Source organism: Curtobacterium sp. MEB011, from assembly GCF_030209655.1.
In the GTDB taxonomy this organism is placed as follows: domain Bacteria; phylum Actinomycetota; class Actinomycetes; order Actinomycetales; family Microbacteriaceae; genus Curtobacterium; species Curtobacterium poinsettiae.
The window spans coordinates 182,171-202,989 of sequence record NZ_JARVRN010000006.1; the positions used below are offsets into that span (position 1 = coordinate 182,171).

Below are 20,819 nucleotides of genomic sequence, written 5' to 3' on the forward strand. Positions count from 1 at the left end.
CCTTACGCGATCTTGGTGATCTTGACGCGGGTCAGCTCAGCGCGGAAACCCTGGCGCTTCTTGTACCCGGTCTTGTTCTTGAACTTCTGGATGATGACCTTGGGACCACGGAGGTCGTCGAGCACCTCGGCGGTGACGGTCACGTTCGCGAGCTCGGAAGCCGCCGACGTGATCTTGTCACCGTCCACGAGGAGCACGGGGGCGAGGTCGATGTTGCCCTTGTCGTCCGCCTTGGCACGGTCGATGGTCAGGATGGTGCCGACCTCGACCTTCTCCTGACGGCCGCCGGCGCGCACTACTGCGTAAACCACGTGGAAATCCTTACGTAACTCTGCTTGAGGGAAGTCTCGGGTGCCCACTTCTGCACGAGCGGCTCCCGGAAGGCCGGGCCCGATCGGCGACGCAGGCAGAACGGCCCGCTGACACCAGGGACCGAGAATACTCGATCACCCTGGGTCCGGTCAAACGGCGACACCCGTACGATTGCACGGTGACCGTGTTGATCGACCCACCGACGTGGCCCGCCCACGACACACTGTGGTCGCACCTCGTCAGTGATGAATCCTACGCGGAACTCCACGCGTTCGCTGCGCGGGCCGGCGTGCCGCCCCGCGCGTTCGACCACGACCACTACGACGTCCCGCTCTCGCGGTACGACGAACTGGTGGCCGCCGGCGCCTCGGCCGTCACCGGTCGCGAGCTCGTGCTGCGGTTGATCCGCAGTGGGCTGCGCGTGGCGCAGCGGGACAAGCGCGGCCTCTGAGCGCCCGCCAGGAGGCGCGGTGCGGGTCTGCCCGGCCCGCACCTCGCACGGTGCGCAGCCGGCTCACAGGGCCCGCGAGCGGGCTCAGCGGGGCGCTGGGCCGCCCCAGGGGTTCGCTGGGGGCTGCTGCTGGTCGGAGCGCGGCCCGGCGCCGTACTGCCCGCCGTACTGGCCGTGCGGGTCGGGCTGGACGCGTCCCTGCCCGTAGGGTGCGGGCGGCTGCTGCTGTGGCTGCTGCTGGATCGTCGACGGCGGGACCGCGTCGGCGGGTCGGACGGTGCCCGGCCTGCCCGAGGTCGTCGACGAGCCTCGGGCGCGGCGCGGGCGACCGAGCCAGAGCCAGGCGGCCGTGGCGGTCGCCAGGAGCATCACGGTGAACGGCAGCCCGTTCTGCAGCGGACGCGTGAGCACGTCGATGACGAGCTTGGAGCCGCCGGCGGTGGCCGCGCCGAAGGACCCGGTGAAGACGCCGACCAGCATCAGGGCCACCGTGCCCGCGGCGCCGGCGAGCACGACGCGGAGCAGGAGCCTCGGCAGCGGGCTGCGGCGGTCGATCGGCGTCAGGAAGGCCAGGGCCAGGAACGCCCCGGCGTAGTACGGGAACGGCGCCACGAAGACACTGGTCGTGAAGCTGCCGAGCAGGCTCGTCCCCGCGCCGTAGTGCTGGAACGGGCTGACCACGAGCGAGGTGCCGAGCAGGCCGAAGAGCCCGGAAACGAATTCGACGAGCACCAGGGCGACCACCGCGATGAGCGCCCCGGCCGTGTTCGTCACCGAGGCACCGGGCGCGAAGGCCCGCCGCGGGTCGGCAGGGGCACGGGGCGGTCGCGGCGGGGCGTACGGCGCACCCGCACCGGGCTGGCGGCCGTACTGCGGCACACCACCCTGCTGCGGCGGCACCGGACCACGCGGCTGCTGCCCACCCGGCTGCTGACCACCCGGGCCGGGCGGTGCGGGCTGGGACCAGCCCGCACCGTAGTACCCACGCTGCTGCTGCGGGTCGCCCGGGTTCGTCACGTCAGCTCCCCAGGATCACAGCGCCGTCGGTGCCGTCGGCGTCGTCGGCCGGCTCCTCCGTCGGCGTGGCCGGCGCACTGATGCTCGGCGACGAGACCCGGCGGGAACGCGAGCGCCCCTGTCCGGGCTGCTTCGGCTCAGGGAGCGCCTGGAGCACCGAGTCGAGCAGGGACTCGGCGTCCGGGGCGACCGCGCGGGGCTCGCGCTTGGGCGCTGCGGCGATCGGGATGTCCAGGATCGCCACCGAGTTGTCGGTCGGGGTCACCGTGGCACTCGAGCTCACGCGACGACGGGCCGGGGCCTTCGCCTTCGGTGCGCTCGCGACCTCGGGCTCGGTGACGGACGGCGCGGCGGCCTTCGGGGCGCTGCCCTTCGTCGCACTGGCCTTCGGCGCGCGCGCCTCGGGTTCGACGACGGGCTCGGCGGCGGGTGCCTCCGGTGCCTCGGTGGCCTCGGGGGCCTCCGGGGTCTCCGGGGTGGCAGCGGTCTGCCGGTCTCCCCCGCGCCCACCACGGCCCCGGCGACGGCGCTTCGAACCGGTGGGCTGCTCGCCGCCCGCACTGTCCGTGCTGGTCGATGCGTCCGCCGAGGACGGCGCCTCGGCTTCGGTCGCGGCGGCCGCGGCCTCCTGCTCGTCGTGCGACAGGGTCGAGGCGGCGATCCGGGACAGCGCGTTCTTCACGTCGTCGGTGATCTGGTGCGCCTGGCTCGACCCACCGTTCGACGAACCCGACGAACCCGACGAACCGGAGTTCCCGGTGCCGTTGCCGGAGCGGCCGTTCTCGTTGCCGTTCCCGCCACGACCCTTGCGACGGCCCTTGCTCGGACCCGGGTCGGCGTTGTTGTCGTTGATCTTGGCGTTGACCTCGTCGAGCGACTCGCGCAGACCGACACCGATCTTCTTGCGGGTCATCTGCACCAGGCCGAGCGAGGTGATCTCGGCGACCTGGTGCTTCGTGCGGTCGCGGCTCAGGCACTCGACCAGACGGCGGAGCACGAGGTCGCGGTTCTCCTCGAGCACCATGTCGATGAAGTCGACGACGATGATGCCGCCGATGTCACGCAGGCGCAGCTGCCGGACGATCTCCTCGGCGGCCTCGAGGTTGTTCTTCGTGACCGTCTCTTCGAGGTTGCCGCCGGAACCGACGAACTTGCCGGTGTTGACGTCGACGACCGTCATGGCCTCGGTGCGGTCGATGACGAGCGAACCACCGGAGGGCAGCCAGACCTTGCGGTCGAGCGCCTTGTCGATCTGCTCGTTGAGGCGGAACTCCTCGAAGGAGTCGGGGCCGTCGTAGCGGACGACGCGGTCCTTCAGGTCCGGGGCGACGGCCGTCAGGTACTCGTCGATGGTGCCGCCGGCGGCCTCGCCGTCGATGATCAGCTTCGTGAAGTCCTCGTTGAAGACGTCGCGGACGATCTTGATCAGCAGGTCGGGCTCCGAGTGCAGCATCACCGGGGCCTGGCCACCGGCGACCTTCTTCTGGATGGCCTCCCACTGGCTGGTCAGGCGCTGCACGTCGCGGGTGAGCTGCTCCTCGGTCGCTCCCTCGGCAGCGGTGCGCACGATGACGCCCGCGTGCTCCGGCAGGACCTCCTTCAGGATCTTCTTCAGGCGGGCACGCTCGGTGTCCGGCAGCTTGCGCGAGATCCCGTTCATCGAGCCGTTCGGCACGTAGACCAGGTAGCGACCGGGCAGCGAGACCTGGCTGGTCAGACGGGCGCCCTTGTGGCCGACCGGGTCCTTCGTGACCTGCACCAGGACCTTGTCGCCCGGCTTGAGGGCTGCCTCGATGCGGCGACCGTGGCTGGTGTCGACCGAGTTCCAGTCGACCTCGCCGGCGTAGAGCACGGCGTTCCGGCCACGGCCGATGTCGACGAACGCGGCCTCCATCGAGGGCAGGACGTTCTGCACCTTGCCGAGGTAGACGTTGCCGATGAGCGACACGTTCTCGGACTTGGTGATGTAGTGCTCGGCGAGGATGCCGTCCTCGAGCACGCCGATCTCGATCGTCGACGAGCTGGAGCGGACGATCATCTGGCGGTCGACGCTCTCGCGGCGCGCGAGGAACTCGTCCTCGCTGACCACCTGGCGGCGGCGTCCGGCGTCGCGACCGTCGCGACGACGCTGCTTCTTCGCCTCGAGACGGGTCGAACCCTTGATGCGCTGCGGCTCGGTGATGAGCTCCGGCTCACGACGGCGCGGCTCCTGGTGGTCGCGCGGCTCGCGGGCCTCGCGGTCGGCGCTCGAGCCACGGCGACGCGAGCGACGGCGGGAACCGCCCTGGTCGTCGCGGTCGTCACGGTCGCGATCGCGGTCGAAGCGGTCTTCGCGGTCGTAGCGGTCGTCCTCGTCGCGGTCGCGGTCGCGGTCGCGGTCACGATCGCGGTCGCGCTCGAACCGGGGCGCGCGCTGCGGCAGCTCCGGCAGCACCGGGGCGTGGAAGATCAGGCTGAGCGTGCTCGTGGCCTTCGGCACGAACGGCTCGTCGGCTGGTGCCGCGTCGTCGCTCGCCTCGGCCGTGGGCGCGGCCTCGGTCGGACGGGAGGCGCGGTCCGCGTCCGCCCCGTCGGTCACGGTGCCTGACTGGTCGCCCGTCACGACCGGCAGGTCACCGGTCAGCGTGCTCACGTCGTGCGGCTCGGCACCGCTGTCGGCGACGGCCTCGACCGCGACGGAGACCGCCCCGGTGTCGGTCGGCTCGACGGGCGAAGCCGGCGATGCCGGGGAGTCGGGCGAGTCCGGCGAATCGGGAGAGTCCGGCGAACCGGGCGACTCGACGCTGGCCGCGGGACGGGCGTCAGCGCCGCCCGTCAGCGCGAGGGTCTCGTCGGCGTGGGGTGCCTGCTCGGCGCTCCCACGGGCCTCCTGGCCGGACGACCGGGCGCGGCGACCGCCGAACAGGCGGCTCCGGCGCTTCGGCGCGTTCTCGTCGTTGGTCGTGTTGTCGTTGTTCTGCTCCACCATGGACTGGTGCACTCCTCGGCCCCACTCGCACCCTTTCGGGTGGCGGGAATTCTGTGTCGTGGCGGGCGGCGTCGACGCCCCCGCGCTCGCTGTCTCGTGACCGGTCCGCGTCAACTTCTCGTTGCGTCCGCGCCCGTTCCGGTCCGGGCACCCGGCCCGGGTCGGCTCGTCGTCGGAGTGACGCTGCCCGACCACAGTGCGCTCTCACCGCACCTGATCGTCCGAGGTCTGCCCGGTGGGGCGTCGCTCGGAAAGCTCTCTTCGGTGTGCGGTTGGCCGCACGACCTCCAGGCATTATCGCATGCCACACCCGGAAAGCACCGGAACCCGCGTGCGATGATGACCGCGTGACCGCGTCTGCACCTGCCCCCCGTCGTCCGATCGCGATGGCGGTCTTCCTGCTCGTCACCGGGCTCGTCGGCCTGTACGCAGCGTTCCGGCTCGTCCTCGACGAGTTCGCGAAGTACGAGAACCCCAAGGCCGTCCTGAGCTGTGACGTCAATCCGTTCATCAACTGCTCCGACGTGATGGCCAGCTGGCAGGGCCACCTGTTCGGGTTCCCGAACCCGCTGCTCGGCGTCATGGGGTTCGTCGCCCCGATCGCCGTCGCGGTGCTGATGCTGGCCGGGTTCCGGAACGGCTCGCGCTGGTTCTGGATCGCGTTCAACGCCGGCGTGTTCCTGGCGTGGGTGTTCGTGACCTGGCTGTTCACGCAGACCGTCTTCGTCATCGGCGCCCTGTGCCCGTGGTGCATGCTCGTCTGGTCGATGACGATCCCGATGTTCTGGGTCTTCACGATCTGGAACATGGCGCAGGGACGCTTCGGCGCCGGAGCACAGCGCGTCGGGCGCACGCTCCTGCCCTTCTGCTGGACGTTCCCGCTGGCCAACTACCTGGTCATCATCGTCACGATCATCATCATGTTCCCGGCGGTCCTGACCGTCTTCTGAGCCGTCCGGACTGCCCCTACGCTCGGGATCGATGAGCGAGCAGGAGACCAGCAGGGCGCGTCGGGACGCCGTACGGGAACGCGCGCGGGCGACACGGGCGAAGGAGCAGTCGCGCCGCCGTCGCCTCCGCACGCTGGGCATCAGCGGAGCCGTCATCGGTGGGCTCGCGGTCGTCGCGGTGGTCGTCGTCCTGGTGGCGGGATCGGTGCAGCCCGCGGGTCCCGGCCCACGCAACGCGGCGAGCGACGGCGTCCTGCTGACCGGTGTGCACGGCAGGATCGTGCCCGTCGAGACGCGCGCGGTCCCCGCCGGCGGGACGCCGACACCGACCGACCAGGACGGCTCGAAGACCGCCATCGTGGTCTACGCGGACTACATGTGCCCGTACTGCAACCAGTTCGAGACGGCCCAGATGCCCCAGATCCGGCAGTGGGTCGAGGACGGGACCGCCACCCTCGAGCTGCACCCGCTCGGGCTGCTCGACCGGCTGTCGCTCGGCTCGCGGTACTCCACCCGCTCTGCGGCGGCTGCTGCCTGCGTCGCCGACCACGACCCGGACGCGTTCCTGGCCTACAACGCGTCGCTCTCCGGGCACCAGCCGTCCGAGAACACCCGCGGGCTGACCAACGACGAGTTGGCGTCCCTCGCCCGCGGAGCCGGGGCGAGGGCCCCCGAGGTCGCCTCGTGCATCACCGGGCAGCGCTTCGCCGGGTGGGTCGCCGACGCCACGAACCGGGCGGTGCAGGACCCGGTGCCGAACTCGACGCTCGACGGGATCACGAGCACGCCCACGATCCTCGTCGACGGCGAGCAGTACGACCCGGACGGCTCGACGTCCCTCGCTGACCCCGAGGCGTTCGCGTCGTTCGTCCGGCGGCACGACCGCGCGTCCTAGCCCGAGGAGCAACGTGGAACGGCCCCCGCTTCCCATCGGGAGCGGGGGCCGTTCGTCGTGCCGAGGTGTTACTTCGCCGCGGCGTCGATCGCGGTGATGACCGTGCTCAGGTCGTCGAGGCGCTTGCCGTCGACCACGACCGTCGGCGTGCCGAACCCCTGCGGACCCGCGAGTGCCTCGTTCGAGGTGACGGCCTGCGTCGACTTCGTCACCCAGCCCTTGAACCGCTCGGTCGACAGGCACTGGGACAGGTCCGAACCCGTCGCGCCGCCCGCCTTGACGAGCTTCGCGATCTCGGAGTTGGTCAGGCCCTTGGTGCCCTCGGCCGGCTGGTTGTCGAAGAACTGCGTCTGCACGTCGAGGAACTTGTCCGGGTCGTAGTTCGCCACGCACATGGCGGCGTTCGCAGCACGGCTGGCGTACCGGGAGCCCGGGTAGCTGCGGTCGAGGATCGACACCGGCTGGATCGCCAGCGTCGCGTCGCCCGACTTCACCTTGTCGAGGATCTGGTCGGCGTAGGCGCCCTCGAACTGCTTGCAGACGGGGCAGGCCCAGTCGACGTACTCGGTGACCGCGACGGCACCGTCACTGTTCGCCGTGGGGGCCGGCGACGCCGAACCCGTCGCGGCCACGGCCGGCGTGGTCACGGGGGTGACCTTGCCGTCCTTGCCGGTGAACTGGATCGCGCCGGTGGCCATGTTCTTCGGCCCGGCGGCGGACAGCACCGGTGCGTTGTTCACGTTCACCACGACGATGGTGATGATCGCGGCGATCGCCACGATGCCCAGGCCGATGCCGCCCTGCAGGAACCACTTGTTGCGGCGCTTGCGGCGCTTCTCGGCGTCGGCACGCTGGCGTGCGACCTCGCGCGCGTGCTGACGCCGCTCGTTCTTGGTGGGTCGGTCGTTGTTCGTCATGTCGTCCCCGCCGCTCAGGCGAACCAGAGCGCGAGCTCGCGCGCGGCCGACTCGGGGCTGTCCGAACCGTGGACCAGGTTCTGCTGCACCTTGAGGCCCCAGTCGCGGCCCAGGTCACCACGGATGGTGCCGGGCGCAGCCGAGGTGGGGTCGGTGGTGCCGGCGAGCGAGCGGAAGCCCGCGATCGCACCGTTGCCGGCGACGCGCACGGCGACGACCGGACCGGACTGCATGAACTCGACGAGCGGCTCGAAGAACGGCTTGCCCTGGTGCTCCTCGTAGTGTGCGTCGAGCAGGTCGCGCGGCGCCGTGAGCATCTTCAGGTCGACGAGCTCGTAGCCCTTCGCCTCGATCCGGCGGAGGATCTCACCGGTGAGCTGGCGGGCCACACCGTCGGGCTTGACGAGGACGAGGGTCTCTTCGAAGTCGGACACGCAGTACTCCCTGTGTTCGGGGTCGAATGTGGTGGTCAGTCCTCGCCCATGGCCGCTCGGCGCGCGGCGTTCTGACGGTCCAGCTGACCGCCCTTGACGAAGCAGAAGACCCACAGCGCCAGGAACACCACGGCGACCGCGAACATGAACGGTTCGATGAACCCGGTGGCGAGGATGGCCGCCTGCAGCAGCCACCCGAACCATACACCGGCCCGCTTGCCCGTCAGACGTGAGGCAGCTGCGAGGACGATGATCGCGCCGACGCCGCCGCCGAAGGCCGCTGCGGGCGGCAGCGTGCCCTTGCCGAACACGACGAGCATGGGGAAGAAGAACATGATCGCCTCGAGCACGAGCGTGATCGAGAGCAGGCTCTCCTGCGCTCCGCGTTCGCGGCGCGGCTTCCGGGTGCGCGGTGCGCGGCCCGGCCGGGAGGCCCCTGGTGCGTCCGTCACTTCGTCTCGCCTTCGCGGTGCACGAGGTCCATGACCGCGCCCACCATCACGATGGAGCCCGCGACGAGCACGAGGGCGTCCTCGGCGTCCGCCTCGTCGGCCAGGTCGCGTGCCTGCTGCAGGGCGGACGCCAGGGACGGCTCGACGACGACGCGGTCAGCGCCGATCTCGTCCACGACCACCTTGGCGAAGGCATCGGCGTCGAGCGCACGCTCCCCCGGCGGCTGCGTGACCACGAAGGTGGCGACGGTGTCCTTGAGCGCGCGGACGAACCCGCGGGCGTCCTTGTCGCCGAGGATCCCGACGACGCCGACGACGTGCTCCGACGGGAACGCGACCGGCAGTGCCTCGGCCAGGGCCTTCGCACCGTGCGGGTTGTGCGCGGCGTCGACGACGACGGTCGGGTCCGTGGCGATCGGCTGCAGTCGACCGGGGCTGGTCGTGCCGGCGATTCCCTCGGACAGGACGTCCTCGTCGAGGGCCTGGGCCCCACGGCCGAGGAACGACTCGACCGCCGCGATCGCCACGGCGGCGTTCTCGGCCTGGTGCCGGCCGAACAGCGGCAGGAACAGGTCGTCGTAGCGACCGGCGATGCCCTGCACGGTGATGAGCTGTCCGCCCACGGCCGGGGTGACGTCGACGACGCTGAACCCTCCCTGCAAGCTCGGACTGCCCGCCGCTCCGCGACGGTCAGTGACCGGCTCGAAGGGGCCCGTGCCCTCGACGGCCAGGGTGGACTCGGTGAGCTCGGCGGCGCGCTCGAGTTCGGCGAGGGCCTCGGGGACCTGCCGGCTCGACACCACGGCGGACGACGGCTTGACGATGCCCGACTTCGTGCGGGCGATCTCGGCGACGGTGGCGCCGAGCTGCTTCGCGTGGTCGATGGCGATCGGCGTGAATACCGACACCTGGCTCTGCACGACGTTGGTGGAGTCCCACTCGCCGCCCATGCCGACCTCGATCACGGCGACGTCCACCGGCGCCTCGGCGAAGCACGCCAGGGCGAGCACGGTGAGCGCCTCGAAGAAGGTCAGCGGGAGTTCGCCCTTGTCGGCGAGCTCCCGGTCGGTGATCTCGAGCACCGGGGCGATGTCGTCCCAGTTCGAGGTGAACCGGTCCGCTGCGATCGGCTGGCCGTCGATCACGATGCGCTCCCGGATGGACACCAGGTGCGGGCTCGTCATCAGGCCGGTGCGCAGACCGTGGGCACGGACGATGCTCTCGATGGTGCGGCTGGTGGACGTCTTGCCGTTCGTCCCGGTCACGTGGATCACCGGGTACGCCAGGTGCGGGTCGCCGAGCAGCTCGACGGCACGGCGCGTTGCGGTCAGCCGTCGCTCGGGGGCCTGTTCACCGATCCGGGCGTACAGGGCGGCCTCGACACGGCGGACCTCGTCGTCGTCGCCCCCGTAGGGCACGGCGTCGGCAGGGCCGTCACCGGCCGGGCCGACCGGGATCCGGATGCCGTCTTCGTCGCGGCCGTCGAACTCGTCGTGTCCGACGAACTCCTCGTTCGCCTCGTGGTCGTCGTACTGGTCGTCGTCGCTCATGCGCGTGCCACCTCCACGGAAACCTTCGCACCGTCACCGACGTCGGTGGTGGTGTCACTCGCCCCGAGGGGCACGATCTCGACGCTCGTCGCCAGGGTCTCACCGGCGATGAGGTCCTGGTGTGCACGGACCGCGCCGTCGGCGGTGTCGTCCACCCGCAGGGTCAGGGCGATGCGGTCGCTGACGTCGAGGTCGGCGTCGCGGCGGGCCTGCTGGACGGCGCGGACGACGTCGCGGGCGAGCCCCTCGGCCTCGAGCTCGGGCGTGGTCACGGTGTCGAGCACCACGAAGCCACCCTCGTCGAGGAACGCCACGGCCACCGAGGTGTCGGCGACGGTGAGGTCGAGCGAGTACTCGCCCTCGATCAGGTCGATGCCGCCGACGGTCACGCCGGAGTCGGTGGCGGTCCAGTCGCCCTTCTTGGCGGCCGGGATGACCTGCTGCACCTGCTTGCCGATGCGGGGGCCGGCGACGCGGGCGTTCACGGTGAGCTTCCGCTCGATGCCGTACTGCGCCAGGGACTCCTCGGCCTGCGCCTCGAGCACCACGCGCTTGACGTTGAGCTCGTCACGCAGGATGTCGGCGAACGGTTCGACCGCAGCCGGGTCCGGCACCACCAGGGTCAGCGTGGCGAGGGGCAGGCGGACGCGCTTGCCCGTGGCCTTGCGGAGCGCCAGGCCCTTCGAGGCGACGTCGCGCACGCGGTCCATCGCATCGACCAGGGCGTCGTCGGCGGGGAACTCGTCGGGGTCCGGGAAGTCCGTCAGGTGGACGCTGCGCCCGCCGGTCAGGCCCTTCCAGATCTCCTCGGTGACGAGCGGCGCGAGCGGGGCGGCGACCCGGGTCAGGGTCTCGAGCACGGTGTACAGCGTGTCGAACGCCGCGCGGGTCTCGGCGCCGGCGGCCGCGTCGGCCCCGGTCCAGAACTTGTCGCGCGAGCGACGGACGTACCAGTTCGTGAGCACGTCGGCGAAGTCACGGACGGCCTGGGCCGCCAGCGGGGTGTCGAGCGCGTCGAGGTGCGCGGTGACGTCGGTGACGAGCACCCGGGTCTTCGCGAGCAGGTACCGGTCGAGCACGTCGGTGCTCGCGGTGCTCCGGGTGGCCTGGTAGCCCGACTCCCCGGAGGCGTTCGCGTACAGGGTGAAGAAGTAGTACGTCGACCACAGCGGCAGCATGAACTCGCGGACGCCCTGCCGGATCCCCTCTTCGGTGACGACGAGGTTGCCGCCGCGGATCACCGACGAGGACATCAGGAACCAGCGCATGGCGTCGGCGCCGTCGCGGTCGAAGACCTCGGAGACGTCCGGGTAGTTCCGGAGCGACTTCGACATCTTCTGGCCGTCCGAGCCGAGGACGATGCCGTGGCTGATGACGTTCTGGAAGGCGGGTCGGTCGAACAGCGCAGTGGAGAGCACGTGCATGACGTAGAACCAGCCGCGCGTCTGCCCGATGTACTCGACGATGAAGTCGGCCGGGTTGTGCGACTCGAACCACTCACGGTTCTCGAACGGGTAGTGCACCTGGGCGTACGGCATCGACCCGGAGTCGAACCACACGTCGAACACGTCGGTGATCCGGCGCATCGTCGAGGTGCCCGTGGGGTCGTCGGGGTTCGGCCGCGTCAGGTCGTCGATGAACGGGCGGTGCAGGTCGACTTCGCCCTCGGCGTTCACCGGCAGGCGACCGAAGTCGCGCTCGATGTCGGCGAGCGAGCCGTACACGTCGGTGCGCGGGTACTCGGGGTCGTCGGACTGCCACACCGGGATCGGCGTGCCGAAGTAGCGGTTGCGCGAGACCGACCAGTCGATGGCGTTGCCGACCCACTTGCCGAACTGGCCGTCCTTGACGTTGTCCGGCACCCAGTTGATGTCCTGGTTGAGCTGGCCCATGCGGTCGCGGAGCTCGGTGACGCGGACGAACCACGACGAGACGGCCTTGTAGATGAGGGGCTTCCGGCACCGCCAGCAGTGCGGGTAGCTGTGCTCGTAGGATGCCTGGCGGAGCAGTCGCCCGGCGTCGCGGACGGCCTTGGTCAGCGGCTTGTTCGCGTCCGACCAGAGCATGCCGGCGACCTCGCCGAACTGCGACGTGAAGACGCCGCCCTCGTCGAGGGACAGCACCACCGGGATGCCGGCGGCGGCGCAGACCTCCTGGTCGTCGGCACCGTAGGCCGGGGCCTGGTGCACGATGCCGGTGCCCTCACCGGTCTCGACGTACTCGGCGACCAGGATGCGCCACGCGTTCTCGTAGCCCTCGGCATCGGCCAGGTGGTCGAACAGCCGCTCGTACTCGACGCCGTCGAGCTCGGCGCCCGTCAGCGTGCGCGCGACGGCGGCGAGCGCCTCGTCACCCGAGGCGTAGCCGAGCTCCTTCGCGTGCGCGGCCACGGTGTCGGACGCGAGCAGGTAGGAGACGGAACCGGCGTCGGCACCGTCAGCCGCGCCTCCAGGCCCTGCCGGGACGACCGCGTACGCGATCTCCGGACCGACCGCCAGGGCGGCGTTCGTCGGCAGGGTCCAGGGGGTCGTCGTCCAGGCGAGCGCCCGCACACCGGTCAGGTCGAGCGCGGAAGCGCGGTCGCCGTGCAGCGGGAACGAGACGGTGACGGACTGGTCCTGGCGCATCTTGTAGACGTCGTCGTCCATGCGCAGCTCGTGGTTGGACAGCGGCGTCTGGTCGTTCCAGCAGTACGGCAGGACCCGGAAGCCCTCGTACGCCAGCCCCTTGTCCCAGAGCTGCTTCCACGCCCAGAGCACGCTCTCCATGAAGGTGACGTCGAGGGTCTTGTAGTCGTCCTCGAAGTCGACCCAGCGCGCCTGGCGGGTGACGTACTCCTGCCACTCGTCGGTGTACTGCAGCACCGACTTCTTGGCGGCGGCGTTGAAGACGTCGATGCCCATGGCGTCGATCTCGTGCTTCTCGGTGATGCCGAGCTGGCGCATCGCCTCGAGCTCGGCGGGCAGGCCGTGGGTGTCCCAGCCGAAGCGGCGGTGCACCTGCTTGCCGCGCATGGTCTGGTAGCGCGGGAAGACGTCCTTGGCGTACCCGGTCAGCAGGTGCCCGTAGTGCGGCAGGCCGTTGGCGAAGGGCGGGCCGTCGTAGAAGGTCCACTCCGGGCAGCCCTGGCGCGCGTCGATGGACGCCTGGAACGTGTCGTCGCGCTTCCAGAAGGCGAGGATGCCCCGCTCGACGGCGGGGAAGCTCGGCGAGGGGACGACACCATCGGCATCGGCGTTCAACGGGTACGGCACCGGGACTCCTTGTGGGTTCGCTCGATCTCCACGAGGACGGAGCCAGGCTCCGCGGTACCACCTCGTTTGCCGCCCAACGTCCGCTGTGCGACCACTCTGTGTCGGGGATGGTGACGGTCCCGAACCCGCCCGGTTCTACTGACGGAGGCGCTGGTGCGCCCCGTGTTCTTCCGGAAGCTCCCCGGTGATGGCCGGATCGATGCTCGTGGAACACGACTTTACCGGACGGGAGCATGCTTGAGCGATGCCCGCAGAAGATCGCCCCGAGTCACTCGTCACCGTCCTGATCGCGTTCGGGGCGAACCTGCTCGTCGCGATCGCGAAGACGATCGCCTCGCTCGTGTCGGGTTCGGCGTCGATGGTGGCCGAGGCGGCGCACTCGTGGGCGGACACCGGCAACGAGGTGTTCCTGCTCATCGCCGAACGCCGGGGCGGCAAGAAGCGGGACGCCGCGCACCCGCTCGGGTACGGACGCGAGACGTACATCTGGTCGATGTTCGCCGCGTTCGGCCTGTTCACGGCCGGTGCGATCGTCTCGATCTACCACGGCATCTCGGAGTTCGGGGAGACCGGGCCGGCCGAGGACGTCGTGCTCAACTACGTCGTGCTCGGGCTCGCGTTCGTGCTCGAGGGCACGAGCTTCCTGCAGGCGTACCGACAGGCGCACGGTGCCGCGACGAAGCGGAAGGTCCCGGTGCTGCGGCACGTGCTGCAGTCGTCGAACCCGACGCTCCGTGCGGTGTTCGCCGAGGACGCGGCGGCGCTGATCGGCCTGGTCGTGGCGTTCCTCGGGGTGTTCCTGCACCAGGTCACCGGGCTGGCGGTCTTCGACGCACTCGGCTCCATCGCGATCGGTGTGCTGCTCGGTGTCGTGGCGATCGTCCTGATCGACCGCAACCGCCGGTTCCTGCTCGGCGAGAGCACGTCGCCGGAGCTCGAGAACGCGGTGCTCGTCGAGCTGCTGGGCCGGTCGCAGGTCGAGCGCGTCACCTACCTGCACCTGGAGTTCGTGGGGCCGTCGCGGGTGTACCTCGTCGCGGCCGTCGACCTGACGGGCAACGAGACCGAGGAGCACGTCGCGGTGCGGTTGCGCGACGTCGAGCAGTCACTCGAGGACAGCCAGTACATCGAGGAGGCCGTCCTCACCCTGAGCTACCCGGGCGACGAGTCCCTGGTGCCGACCGACGGCGCTGTCCCCGAGGTCGTGCGGGACGGCACCGCGTCGGACGTGGCGGCCGGTGGCGCGGGGACCCTGCGCACGGAGTGAGCGCGGGCCGGGTCGCGGGGCGGCGTGGCGGCAGGGCTCGGGTCGCGAGACGCCGGTGTGTCGGCAAGACGCCGCCATGTGCTCGAGACGCCGCCGGATTCGGCGGCGTCTCGCCGGTGAGGCGGCGTCGTAGAAAGACGACGGCGTGTTCCGTGAGCGACCGCGCGGCGGACGGGAGGCGCGGTGCCGGGCCGCCACGGGCCTCCCGTCCGTCTTGCCGTCGCGTCCACCGCCCACACGCTGGAGGAAGACGCCGGTGTGTCAGCAAGACGCCGCCATGTGCTCGAGACGCCGCCGGAATCGGCGGCGTCTCGGCGACGAGGCGGCGTCGTACGAGGACGACGGCGTGTCCGGGGGCGGAAGACGCCGGCGTGTCAGCGAGCGTCGAGGCCCGCGACCACCGGTGTGAGCGCCGCCGCGACGTACTCGACGAGCGCTCGGCGCCCGACCCCGTCGGTGACCCACACCCCGAACGCGGCGGCGGCGGCCCCGAGCATCGCACCGGACACCGTCTGCGGCCAGAGCGCTCGCGGCTGCTCCCCCGTGCGGCCCGCGACGAAGGCGGCGACGGCCTCGTGCTGCGCCGTCACCCGGACCGCGACGCCGGCCACCAGCTCGGGCCCGATGCCCATGACCTCGGCCTGCGCGACCGCCCACGGCACCCGCTCGGGGTCGTGGGCGCGAGCGGCGTCGAGGAGCGCCTGTTCGACGGCCCGTACGGCACTCGACTCGGTGGACGCTGCGAGGTACCCGGGCAGCCCGGCGACGGCGGCGTCGAGTTCGAGCCACATCACGTCGGCCTTCGCCGGGAAGTAGTTGAAGAACGTCGCGCGGCTGACCCCGGCGCGGGCGGCGATCTGGTCGACCGTGGTGCGCCCGTACCCCTGCTCGAGGAACAGCTCGGCAGCGGCGTCCGCGAGGACCTCGGCGCTCGAGCGTCGGGGGCGGCCACCGCGGCGGATCGGTTCGTCCATGGGCCCCAGTAAACCGTTAGACTCGGTCAGCCATGATCTTGGACTCAGTACAGAAAACCCTCACCGCAGTCGCGGGCGCCTCGGCGGTCCTGCTCGTCCTGGCTGCCTGCAGCGGACCGGGCACGAGCACCGGGAGCAGCACCCCGGTCGCGGGCGGCACGCTCACCTACGCCTCCGGTGACGCCGAACCGACCTGCCTCGACCCGCACGTCGGCGGCAACTACCCGCAGGCGCTCCTGGCGACGCAGTACATCGAGGAGCTCGTCGGGCTCGAGGACGGCAAGCCGACGCCGGAACTCGCGACGAAGTGGACCACGGGTGACGACGGGAAGACCCTGACGCTCACCCTGCGCGACGACGTCACCTTCACCGACGGCACCCCGTTCGACGCCGCCGCCGTCGTGGCGAACATCGAGCACGTGCAGGACCCGGCCACCGCCTCGAGCACCGGGTACCTGGCGCTGCAGTCCATCACGAAGGCGACCGCCACCGACGACCACACCGTGACGCTCTCGCTGAGCCGGCCGGACAGTGCGCTGCTCGAGTCCCTCTCGCAGCCCTGGGTCGGTATGGAGTCCCCGCATGCGCTCGAACGGAAGCAGGCGACGAACTGTGAGTCCCCCGTCGGCACCGGCCCGTTCCGGGTCACCGGCTGGAAGCACGGCGACCGCGTCACCCTGACGAAGAACACCGACTACTGGGGCAAGACGAAGCCGCGCCTGTCGGGCATCACGTGGCGGTTCCTGCCGGACTCGACCTCGCGCTACGCCGCGCTGCAGTCCGGCCAGGTCGACGTGATCGACAACGCCCAGCCCGACCAGCTCAAGGCCGCGTCGGCGAAGGGCGCGATCCGCGACCTCGACGCCCCCCGCCCCGGCGCCTCGAACCGGCTCGAACTGAACTCCGGGCACGGCGTGTTCCGCGACCAGGCAGTCCGCCAGGCCTTCATCGCCGGCGCCGAGATCGACCCGGGCCTGCAGTCGCTGTTCCTCGGCACCGCGAAGCGCTCGTACTCGGTGCTCTCGAGCGCTGAGCCGCTCGCGTACTCCGACAAGAGCCGCTTCGACTACTCGCCGTCGAAGGCGAAGCAGCTGCTCGACGACGCCGGGTGGAAGGTCGGCTCGGACGGCATCCGCGAGAAGGACGGCCAGCAGCTCACCGTGACGTTCCCCGTCTCGACGAACCAGTCGGTGCCGGCCGAGCGCAGCCTGTTCCAGCAGATCCAGGCGTCCGAGAAGGCCGTCGGGTTCAAGGTCGTGCTCGACGAGCTCGACCTGTCCAGCTGGTACGCCGCCCTGGCCGCGAACGAGTACGACGTCGTGAGCGCCCCGTACACGAAGGTCGGCCCCGACGTCCTGCGGATCCTGTACGACAGCGCGAGCATCGAACCGGCACCGTCCGGCTACTTCGCGAACCTGGCCCAGCTCGACGACCCCGCGCTCGACCGGCTGCTCGAGCAGGCCGCCCGTACCTCGGACGCCGACGAGCGCGCCGACCTGTACGAGCAGGCGCAGAAGGCGATCCTGGCGAGCGACACCGTGCTCCCCCTGTACGACCAGCAGAACCACTTCCTGGTGCGCTCGGCCGTGCACGGCATCCGGACCACCCCGGTCTCGACGCCCTGGTTCGGCACCGCCTGGATCGACCGCTGACACGGATGCGGTGGGTCTGGTGGGCCGTCCGGCGGCTCGCCGGGGGCATCGGCGTGCTCTGGGCCGTCGCGACGATCGTCTTCGTCGCGATCCGGCTCATCCCCGGTGACCCGGCGCTCGCGATCCTCGGTGGCCCGGGGTCGCAGGCCTCGGCCGAGGCCGTCACCCAGGTCCGCCACGAGTACGGCCTCGACCAGCCGGTCCTGGTGCAGTACGCGGTGTTCCTCGGCCGCCTCGCGACCGGGCAGCTCGGTGACTCCTACGCGTTCCGCACCCCGGTCGCGACGCTCCTCGGCCAGCAGCTGCCCGTCACGCTGACGCTCGCGGTCGCCGGGCTCGTCGTCGCCTGGGTGCTGGCGATCGTCGCCGCTTGGGCCTCGACGCAGCGCGGCCGCATCGCCGCCGGGCTCACCAGCGCCCTCAGCGTCACCGCGAGCGTGATGCCGCACTTCTGGCTCGGCAGCGTGCTCATCGTGGTGTTCGCCTCGTCCCTGGGGTGGGTGCCGGCGGTCAGTGACGGCACCGCACGCGGCTGGGTGCTGCCGGTGCTGACCGTGGCCGTGCCGGTCGCCGGGTACCTGGCCGAGACCGTGCGCGACGGCGTGGTGGACGCGCAGCGCTCGGCCTTCGCGCTCGCCGCCCGGGGCCGGGGCGAGACCCGCCTCGGACTGTTCGGACGGCATCTGCTCCGGCACGCCGCCCTGCCCGGGATCGCACTGTCCGCGTGGGCCTTCGGATCGCTCGTCTCCGGGGCCGTGGTCGTCGAGTCCGTGTTCGCCCTGCCCGGCATCGGCCGCGCGCTGGTCACCGCCGTCACCCAGCGGGACATGCCCCTCGTCGCCGGCATCGCGATGGTCTCGGCGGCCGCGTACGTGGTCGTGCTGGCCGTCGCCGATCTGGTCGAGCGTGTGGTCGACCCGCGCAGCACCGCACGGAACGCGACCGCGCGCCCCGGCACCGCGCGACGCCGTGGGCCCGGCCGTCCGGCGGGCGCGCGGTGAGCGGGATCGCCGACCCGGGCCTCCAGACCGGTGCGTCCGCCCACCAGACCGCCGTCGGCACCGAGCGCGTCCGTGGGGGGACGCTCGGCGTCGGCGGCACCGCCGCGGCGGTGGTCGTCCTGGTCGCCGTCGTCGCGGCGGCCTGGCCAGCGCTGCTGGGCGGCGGCGATCCGCTCGCGGTGCACCCGACCCAGGCACTGACCGCCCCGAGCGGCGCACACCCGTTCGGCACCGACGAGTCCGGCCGCGACGTCCTGGCACGGGTGGTCGCGGGGACCCGCGCCTCGCTCGTCGTCGGCGTCGCCGCCACCCTGATCGGCGGCGGAGCGGGCGTCCTGCTCGGTGTCGTCGCCGGGCTCGGCGCCGGGGCCGGACGGCTCGGCCGTCTGCTCGACGCCGTCATCGGCCGTGTCACCGAGGTCGCGTTCGCCCTGCCGCTGCTGCTCGTCGCCCTGGTCGTCATCGCCGTGACCGGTCCGGGTCCGGTGCCGGCGGTGCTCGCCGTCGGGTTCGCGACCGCTCCCGGTTACGCCCGGATCGTGCGGGGCCTGGTCCGGACGGCCCGCGGTTCGCAGGTGGTGGAGACCGCCGTGCTGCTCGGCCGCTCCCCAGCCCGCACCGTCGTCCGGCACGTGCTGCCGACGGCGCTCTGGCCCGTCGTCGCCGTCGCCACGCTCGGGGTCGGGCAGGCGGTCGTGTGGGCATCGGCGCTGAGCTACCTCGGGGTCGGCACGCCCCCACCCGCGCCGGAGTGGGGCGCGATGCTCGCCGACGGCCGGACCTACCTGCAGACCGCGCCGTGGATGAGCACCTTCCCCGGACTCGCGATCGTCGTGCTCGCGACGGCCGTCACCGTGCTCGGCCGGGCGATCCGACGGAGCGGGGCCGCGCGGTGAGCGCCGTCCTCGACGTCCGCGGACTCACCGTCGCCATCGGCGGGACCCCGATCGTGCACGGTGTCGACCTGCGCGTCGACGCCGGCGAGTGCGTCGCCCTGGTCGGCGCCTCTGGCTCGGGCAAGACCGTCACCGCACGCGCCGTGCTCGGCCTGTCCGCGCCCGGCGCCGCCGTGCACGCCGAAACGTTCACGGTCGACGGTGTCGACGTCGGCGGGTACACGGACCGGCGGTGGCGCCGGCTGCGGGGATCGCGCATCGGCTACGTCGGCCAGGAGGCGCTGGGCGCGTTGGACCCGCTGCGTCCCGTCGGGCGCGAGGTCGCCGACAGCCTCCGCCTGCACACCGAGATGCGTGCGGCCGAGCGCGTGGACGCCGTGCGTGCTGCCCTGGCCGCGGTGGGCCTCGACCCGGACACCGCGACCGACGGCCGGCTCGCCGGGACACTGTCCGGTGGGATGCGACAGCGTGCCCTCATCGCCGCGGCCACCGTCGGGTCCCCCGCGCTGCTGGTCGCCGACGAACCGACGACGGCGCTCGACGCCGGGGTCGCCGTCACCGTGATGGAGCAGTTGCGGGCAGCGCAGAGGCGGGGCGCCGGACTGCTCGTCATCACGCACGACCTGGGGCTCGTCGCGGGGTGGGCCGACCGGGTCGCCGTCGTGCACGAGGGCCGGATCGTCGAGCAGGGTGCGGTCACCGGGGTCTTCACGGCGCCGCAGCACCCCTCGACACGGGCGCTGGTGCGCGCTGCCGGTGCTGCCGGTGCTGCCGCGGCGGAGCCGGCGCCACCGCACGGTGCCGATCTTGCCGGGCGGTGCGAGGTCGATGGCTCCGTGCAGTCCTCTGACGATGCACCGAGCGGCCGACCTCGCACCGGCCGCACGACTCCGTACCGTGCGCCGATCGGCAACCGCGACACCGAGCGCGCATCCTCGCACGGTGCGAGGGACGTGCTCGCGGCGCAGGGGCTCTCGCGGGGGTACGGCGGGCTGCTCGCGGTGGACGACGTGTCGTTCGGGCTCGAGCGGGGCCGGGTGCTCGGGGTGATCGGCGCCTCGGGCTCGGGCAAGACGACGCTGGCACGGATGCTCCTGGGACTCGAGACGCCCGACGCCGGCGCGGTCACGCTCGACGGCGACCCCTGGGTCCCGCTGCCCGAGCACGAGCGACGCCCCCGACGGCACCGGCTCGCGGCCGTCGTGCAGGACCCCGGCGCGACGTTCGACGAACGGTGGAACGTCGAACGGGTCCTCGCGGACGCGTTCTCACGCGGTGACGAACGGCGGGCGCGCGGAGCGCTCGGCGAACGGGTCGACGCAGCACTGCGACAGGTCGACCTCGACCCCGTGCTGCGGTCCCGCTCCCCCCGCATCCTGTCCGGCGGGCAACGGCAGCGGCTCGCGATCGCCCGCGCGCTGGCGACCAGCCCCGAGGTGATCGTGCTCGACGAGCCGGTGACCGCCCTCGACGCCACGGTGCAGCACGCCGTGCTCCGGTTGCTCGAACGACTCCGCGACGAGACCGGGGTGGCGATGGTGTTCGTGTCGCACGACCTGCGGGCGGTCCGGCGGATGGCGGACGACGTGCTCGTGGTGCACGCCGGCGCGGTCGTCGAGCACGGCCCCGCCGCCGAGGTCTTCGCGCGCCCCGCCCACCCGGTGACCGCGCGGCTGCTGCACGCCGCGGAGCGGCTGGCAGCGGGTCCCGCCGCGGATCCAGCCACGGGGACCGCAGCCGACTCCACGGGCTGAGCGACAGTCCACACGGTGCCGCGCCCGCGGACTGTCACTGCGCGCGTGACGTCGCCAACGGCTCGGAACGGCCAG

At 71.8% G+C, this 20,819-nt stretch carries 17 protein-coding genes; 8 read left to right on the forward strand and 9 right to left on the reverse strand.

Features of this window, described 5'->3' with window-relative positions:
- Nucleotides 1–2 precede the first annotated feature (2 nt).
- Nucleotides 3–311, reverse strand: coding sequence for a 50S ribosomal protein L21 (rplU, locus tag QRN30_RS08135; RefSeq protein ID WP_027464715.1), 309 nt, complete (start codon nucleotides 309–311; stop codon nucleotides 3–5).
- Nucleotides 312–490: 179 nt separating this feature from the next.
- Here rplU and QRN30_RS08140 point away from each other — a divergent pair, with 179 nt between their 5' ends.
- Nucleotides 491–763, forward strand: a complete 273-nt coding sequence (locus tag QRN30_RS08140; RefSeq protein WP_017885978.1) for a DUF4031 domain-containing protein — start codon at nucleotides 491–493, stop codon at nucleotides 761–763.
- Between the two features lie 84 nt (nucleotides 764–847).
- Here QRN30_RS08140 and QRN30_RS08145 read toward each other — a convergent pair whose 3' ends face one another.
- Both QRN30_RS08145 and QRN30_RS08150 read right to left on the reverse strand, forming a co-directional pair.
- Nucleotides 848–1,780, reverse strand: coding sequence for a hypothetical protein (locus tag QRN30_RS08145; protein ID WP_159557723.1), 933 nt, complete (start codon nucleotides 1,778–1,780; stop codon nucleotides 848–850).
- Between the two features lies 1 nt (nucleotide 1,781).
- Nucleotides 1,782–4,748 (reverse strand): Rne/Rng family ribonuclease, encoded by a 2,967-nt coding sequence (locus QRN30_RS08150; protein ID WP_284760840.1) that lies wholly within the window; start codon nucleotides 4,746–4,748, stop codon nucleotides 1,782–1,784.
- 347 nt (nucleotides 4,749–5,095) lie between these two features.
- Here QRN30_RS08150 and QRN30_RS08155 point away from each other — a divergent pair, with 347 nt between their 5' ends.
- The gene (locus QRN30_RS08155) at nucleotides 5,096–5,698 is read left to right on the forward strand and encodes a vitamin K epoxide reductase family protein (RefSeq protein ID WP_042538492.1); all 603 of its coding nucleotides are present in this window, start codon (nucleotides 5,096–5,098) and stop codon (nucleotides 5,696–5,698) included.
- A 31-nt stretch (nucleotides 5,699–5,729) separates the two neighbouring features.
- Nucleotides 5,730–6,593: a DsbA family protein gene (locus QRN30_RS08160; protein WP_042538493.1), complete on the forward strand. Its 864-nt coding sequence runs from the start codon at nucleotides 5,730–5,732 to the stop codon at nucleotides 6,591–6,593.
- A 68-nt stretch (nucleotides 6,594–6,661) separates the two neighbouring features.
- Here QRN30_RS08160 and QRN30_RS08165 read toward each other — a convergent pair whose 3' ends face one another.
- The 5 genes from QRN30_RS08165 to ileS are packed head-to-tail and all read right to left on the reverse strand — an operon-like array spanning nucleotide 6,662 to nucleotide 13,200.
- Nucleotides 6,662–7,510 (reverse strand): DsbA family protein, encoded by an 849-nt coding sequence (locus QRN30_RS08165; protein ID WP_017885983.1) that lies wholly within the window; start codon nucleotides 7,508–7,510, stop codon nucleotides 6,662–6,664.
- Nucleotides 7,511–7,524: 14 nt separating this feature from the next.
- Nucleotides 7,525–7,944, reverse strand: a complete 420-nt coding sequence (gene ndk / locus QRN30_RS08170) for a nucleoside-diphosphate kinase (protein WP_017885984.1) — start codon at nucleotides 7,942–7,944, stop codon at nucleotides 7,525–7,527.
- 35 nt (nucleotides 7,945–7,979) lie between these two features.
- Nucleotides 7,980–8,396 (reverse strand): DUF4233 domain-containing protein, encoded by a 417-nt coding sequence (locus QRN30_RS08175; RefSeq protein WP_017885985.1) that lies wholly within the window; start codon nucleotides 8,394–8,396, stop codon nucleotides 7,980–7,982.
- Nucleotides 8,393–9,946 (reverse strand): bifunctional folylpolyglutamate synthase/dihydrofolate synthase, encoded by a 1,554-nt coding sequence (locus tag QRN30_RS08180; RefSeq protein ID WP_201300457.1) that lies wholly within the window; start codon nucleotides 9,944–9,946, stop codon nucleotides 8,393–8,395. Before QRN30_RS08180 ends, QRN30_RS08175 begins: the two co-directional genes overlap by 4 nt.
- Nucleotides 9,943–13,200 carry an isoleucine--tRNA ligase gene (ileS, locus tag QRN30_RS08185; RefSeq protein ID WP_284760842.1) on the reverse strand — a complete coding sequence of 1,086 codons (3,258 nt, stop codon included), beginning with the start codon at nucleotides 13,198–13,200 and terminating at the stop codon, nucleotides 9,943–9,945. Before ileS ends, QRN30_RS08180 begins: the two co-directional genes overlap by 4 nt.
- 244 nt (nucleotides 13,201–13,444) lie before the next feature.
- Between ileS and QRN30_RS08190 the strand changes: the two genes are divergently transcribed.
- Nucleotides 13,445–14,467: a cation diffusion facilitator family transporter gene (locus QRN30_RS08190; RefSeq protein ID WP_214584639.1), complete on the forward strand. Its 1,023-nt coding sequence runs from the start codon at nucleotides 13,445–13,447 to the stop codon at nucleotides 14,465–14,467.
- A gap of 374 nt (nucleotides 14,468–14,841) precedes the next feature.
- On the opposite strand, the gene QRN30_RS08195 is transcribed toward QRN30_RS08190, so the two are convergent.
- Complete coding sequence (locus QRN30_RS08195; protein ID WP_017885989.1) at nucleotides 14,842–15,441, reverse strand: acyl-CoA-like ligand-binding transcription factor; 600 nt, start codon at nucleotides 15,439–15,441, stop codon at nucleotides 14,842–14,844.
- Nucleotides 15,442–15,473: 32 nt separating this feature from the next.
- On the opposite strand from QRN30_RS08195, the gene QRN30_RS08200 reads away from it, so the two are divergent.
- From QRN30_RS08200 to QRN30_RS08215, 4 genes are read left to right on the forward strand one after another with little or no spacing between them, the layout of a single operon-like run.
- A complete protein-coding gene (locus QRN30_RS08200; protein ID WP_284760843.1) occupies nucleotides 15,474–17,093 on the forward strand; it encodes an ABC transporter substrate-binding protein in 1,620 nt (539 codons plus the stop codon).
- Between the two features lie 5 nt (nucleotides 17,094–17,098).
- Complete coding sequence (locus tag QRN30_RS08205) at nucleotides 17,099–18,094, forward strand: ABC transporter permease (protein WP_017885991.1); 996 nt, start codon at nucleotides 17,099–17,101, stop codon at nucleotides 18,092–18,094.
- Nucleotides 18,091–18,990, forward strand: coding sequence for an ABC transporter permease (locus tag QRN30_RS08210; protein WP_017885992.1), 900 nt, complete (start codon nucleotides 18,091–18,093; stop codon nucleotides 18,988–18,990). The genes QRN30_RS08205 and QRN30_RS08210 overlap by 4 nt, the downstream gene beginning before the upstream one ends.
- A complete protein-coding gene (locus QRN30_RS08215; RefSeq protein WP_284760846.1) occupies nucleotides 18,987–20,744 on the forward strand; it encodes an ATP-binding cassette domain-containing protein in 1,758 nt (585 codons plus the stop codon). The genes QRN30_RS08210 and QRN30_RS08215 overlap by 4 nt, the downstream gene beginning before the upstream one ends.
- Nucleotides 20,745–20,819: the final 75 nt, after the last annotated feature.

Bases quoted from the DNA above. Each gene is read 5' to 3' on its own strand.
- QRN30_RS08150 (WP_284760840.1), bottom strand. From the start codon at position 4,748: ATGGTGGAGCAGAACAACGACAACACGACCAACGACGAGAACGCGCCG.
- QRN30_RS08160 (WP_042538493.1), top strand. From the start codon at position 5,730: ATGAGCGAGCAGGAGACCAGCAGGGCGCGTCGGGACGCCGTACGGGAA.
- QRN30_RS08165 (WP_017885983.1), bottom strand. From the start codon at position 7,510: ATGACGAACAACGACCGACCCACCAAGAACGAGCGGCGTCAGCACGCG.
- QRN30_RS08180 (WP_201300457.1), bottom strand. From the start codon at position 9,946: ATGAGCGACGACGACCAGTACGACGACCACGAGGCGAACGAGGAGTTC.
- QRN30_RS08190 (WP_214584639.1), top strand. From the start codon at position 13,445: ATGCCCGCAGAAGATCGCCCCGAGTCACTCGTCACCGTCCTGATCGCG.
- QRN30_RS08195 (WP_017885989.1), bottom strand. From the start codon at position 15,441: ATGGACGAACCGATCCGCCGCGGTGGCCGCCCCCGACGCTCGAGCGCC.
- QRN30_RS08200 (WP_284760843.1), top strand. From the start codon at position 15,474: ATGATCTTGGACTCAGTACAGAAAACCCTCACCGCAGTCGCGGGCGCC.
- QRN30_RS08205 (WP_017885991.1), top strand. From the start codon at position 17,099: ATGCGGTGGGTCTGGTGGGCCGTCCGGCGGCTCGCCGGGGGCATCGGC.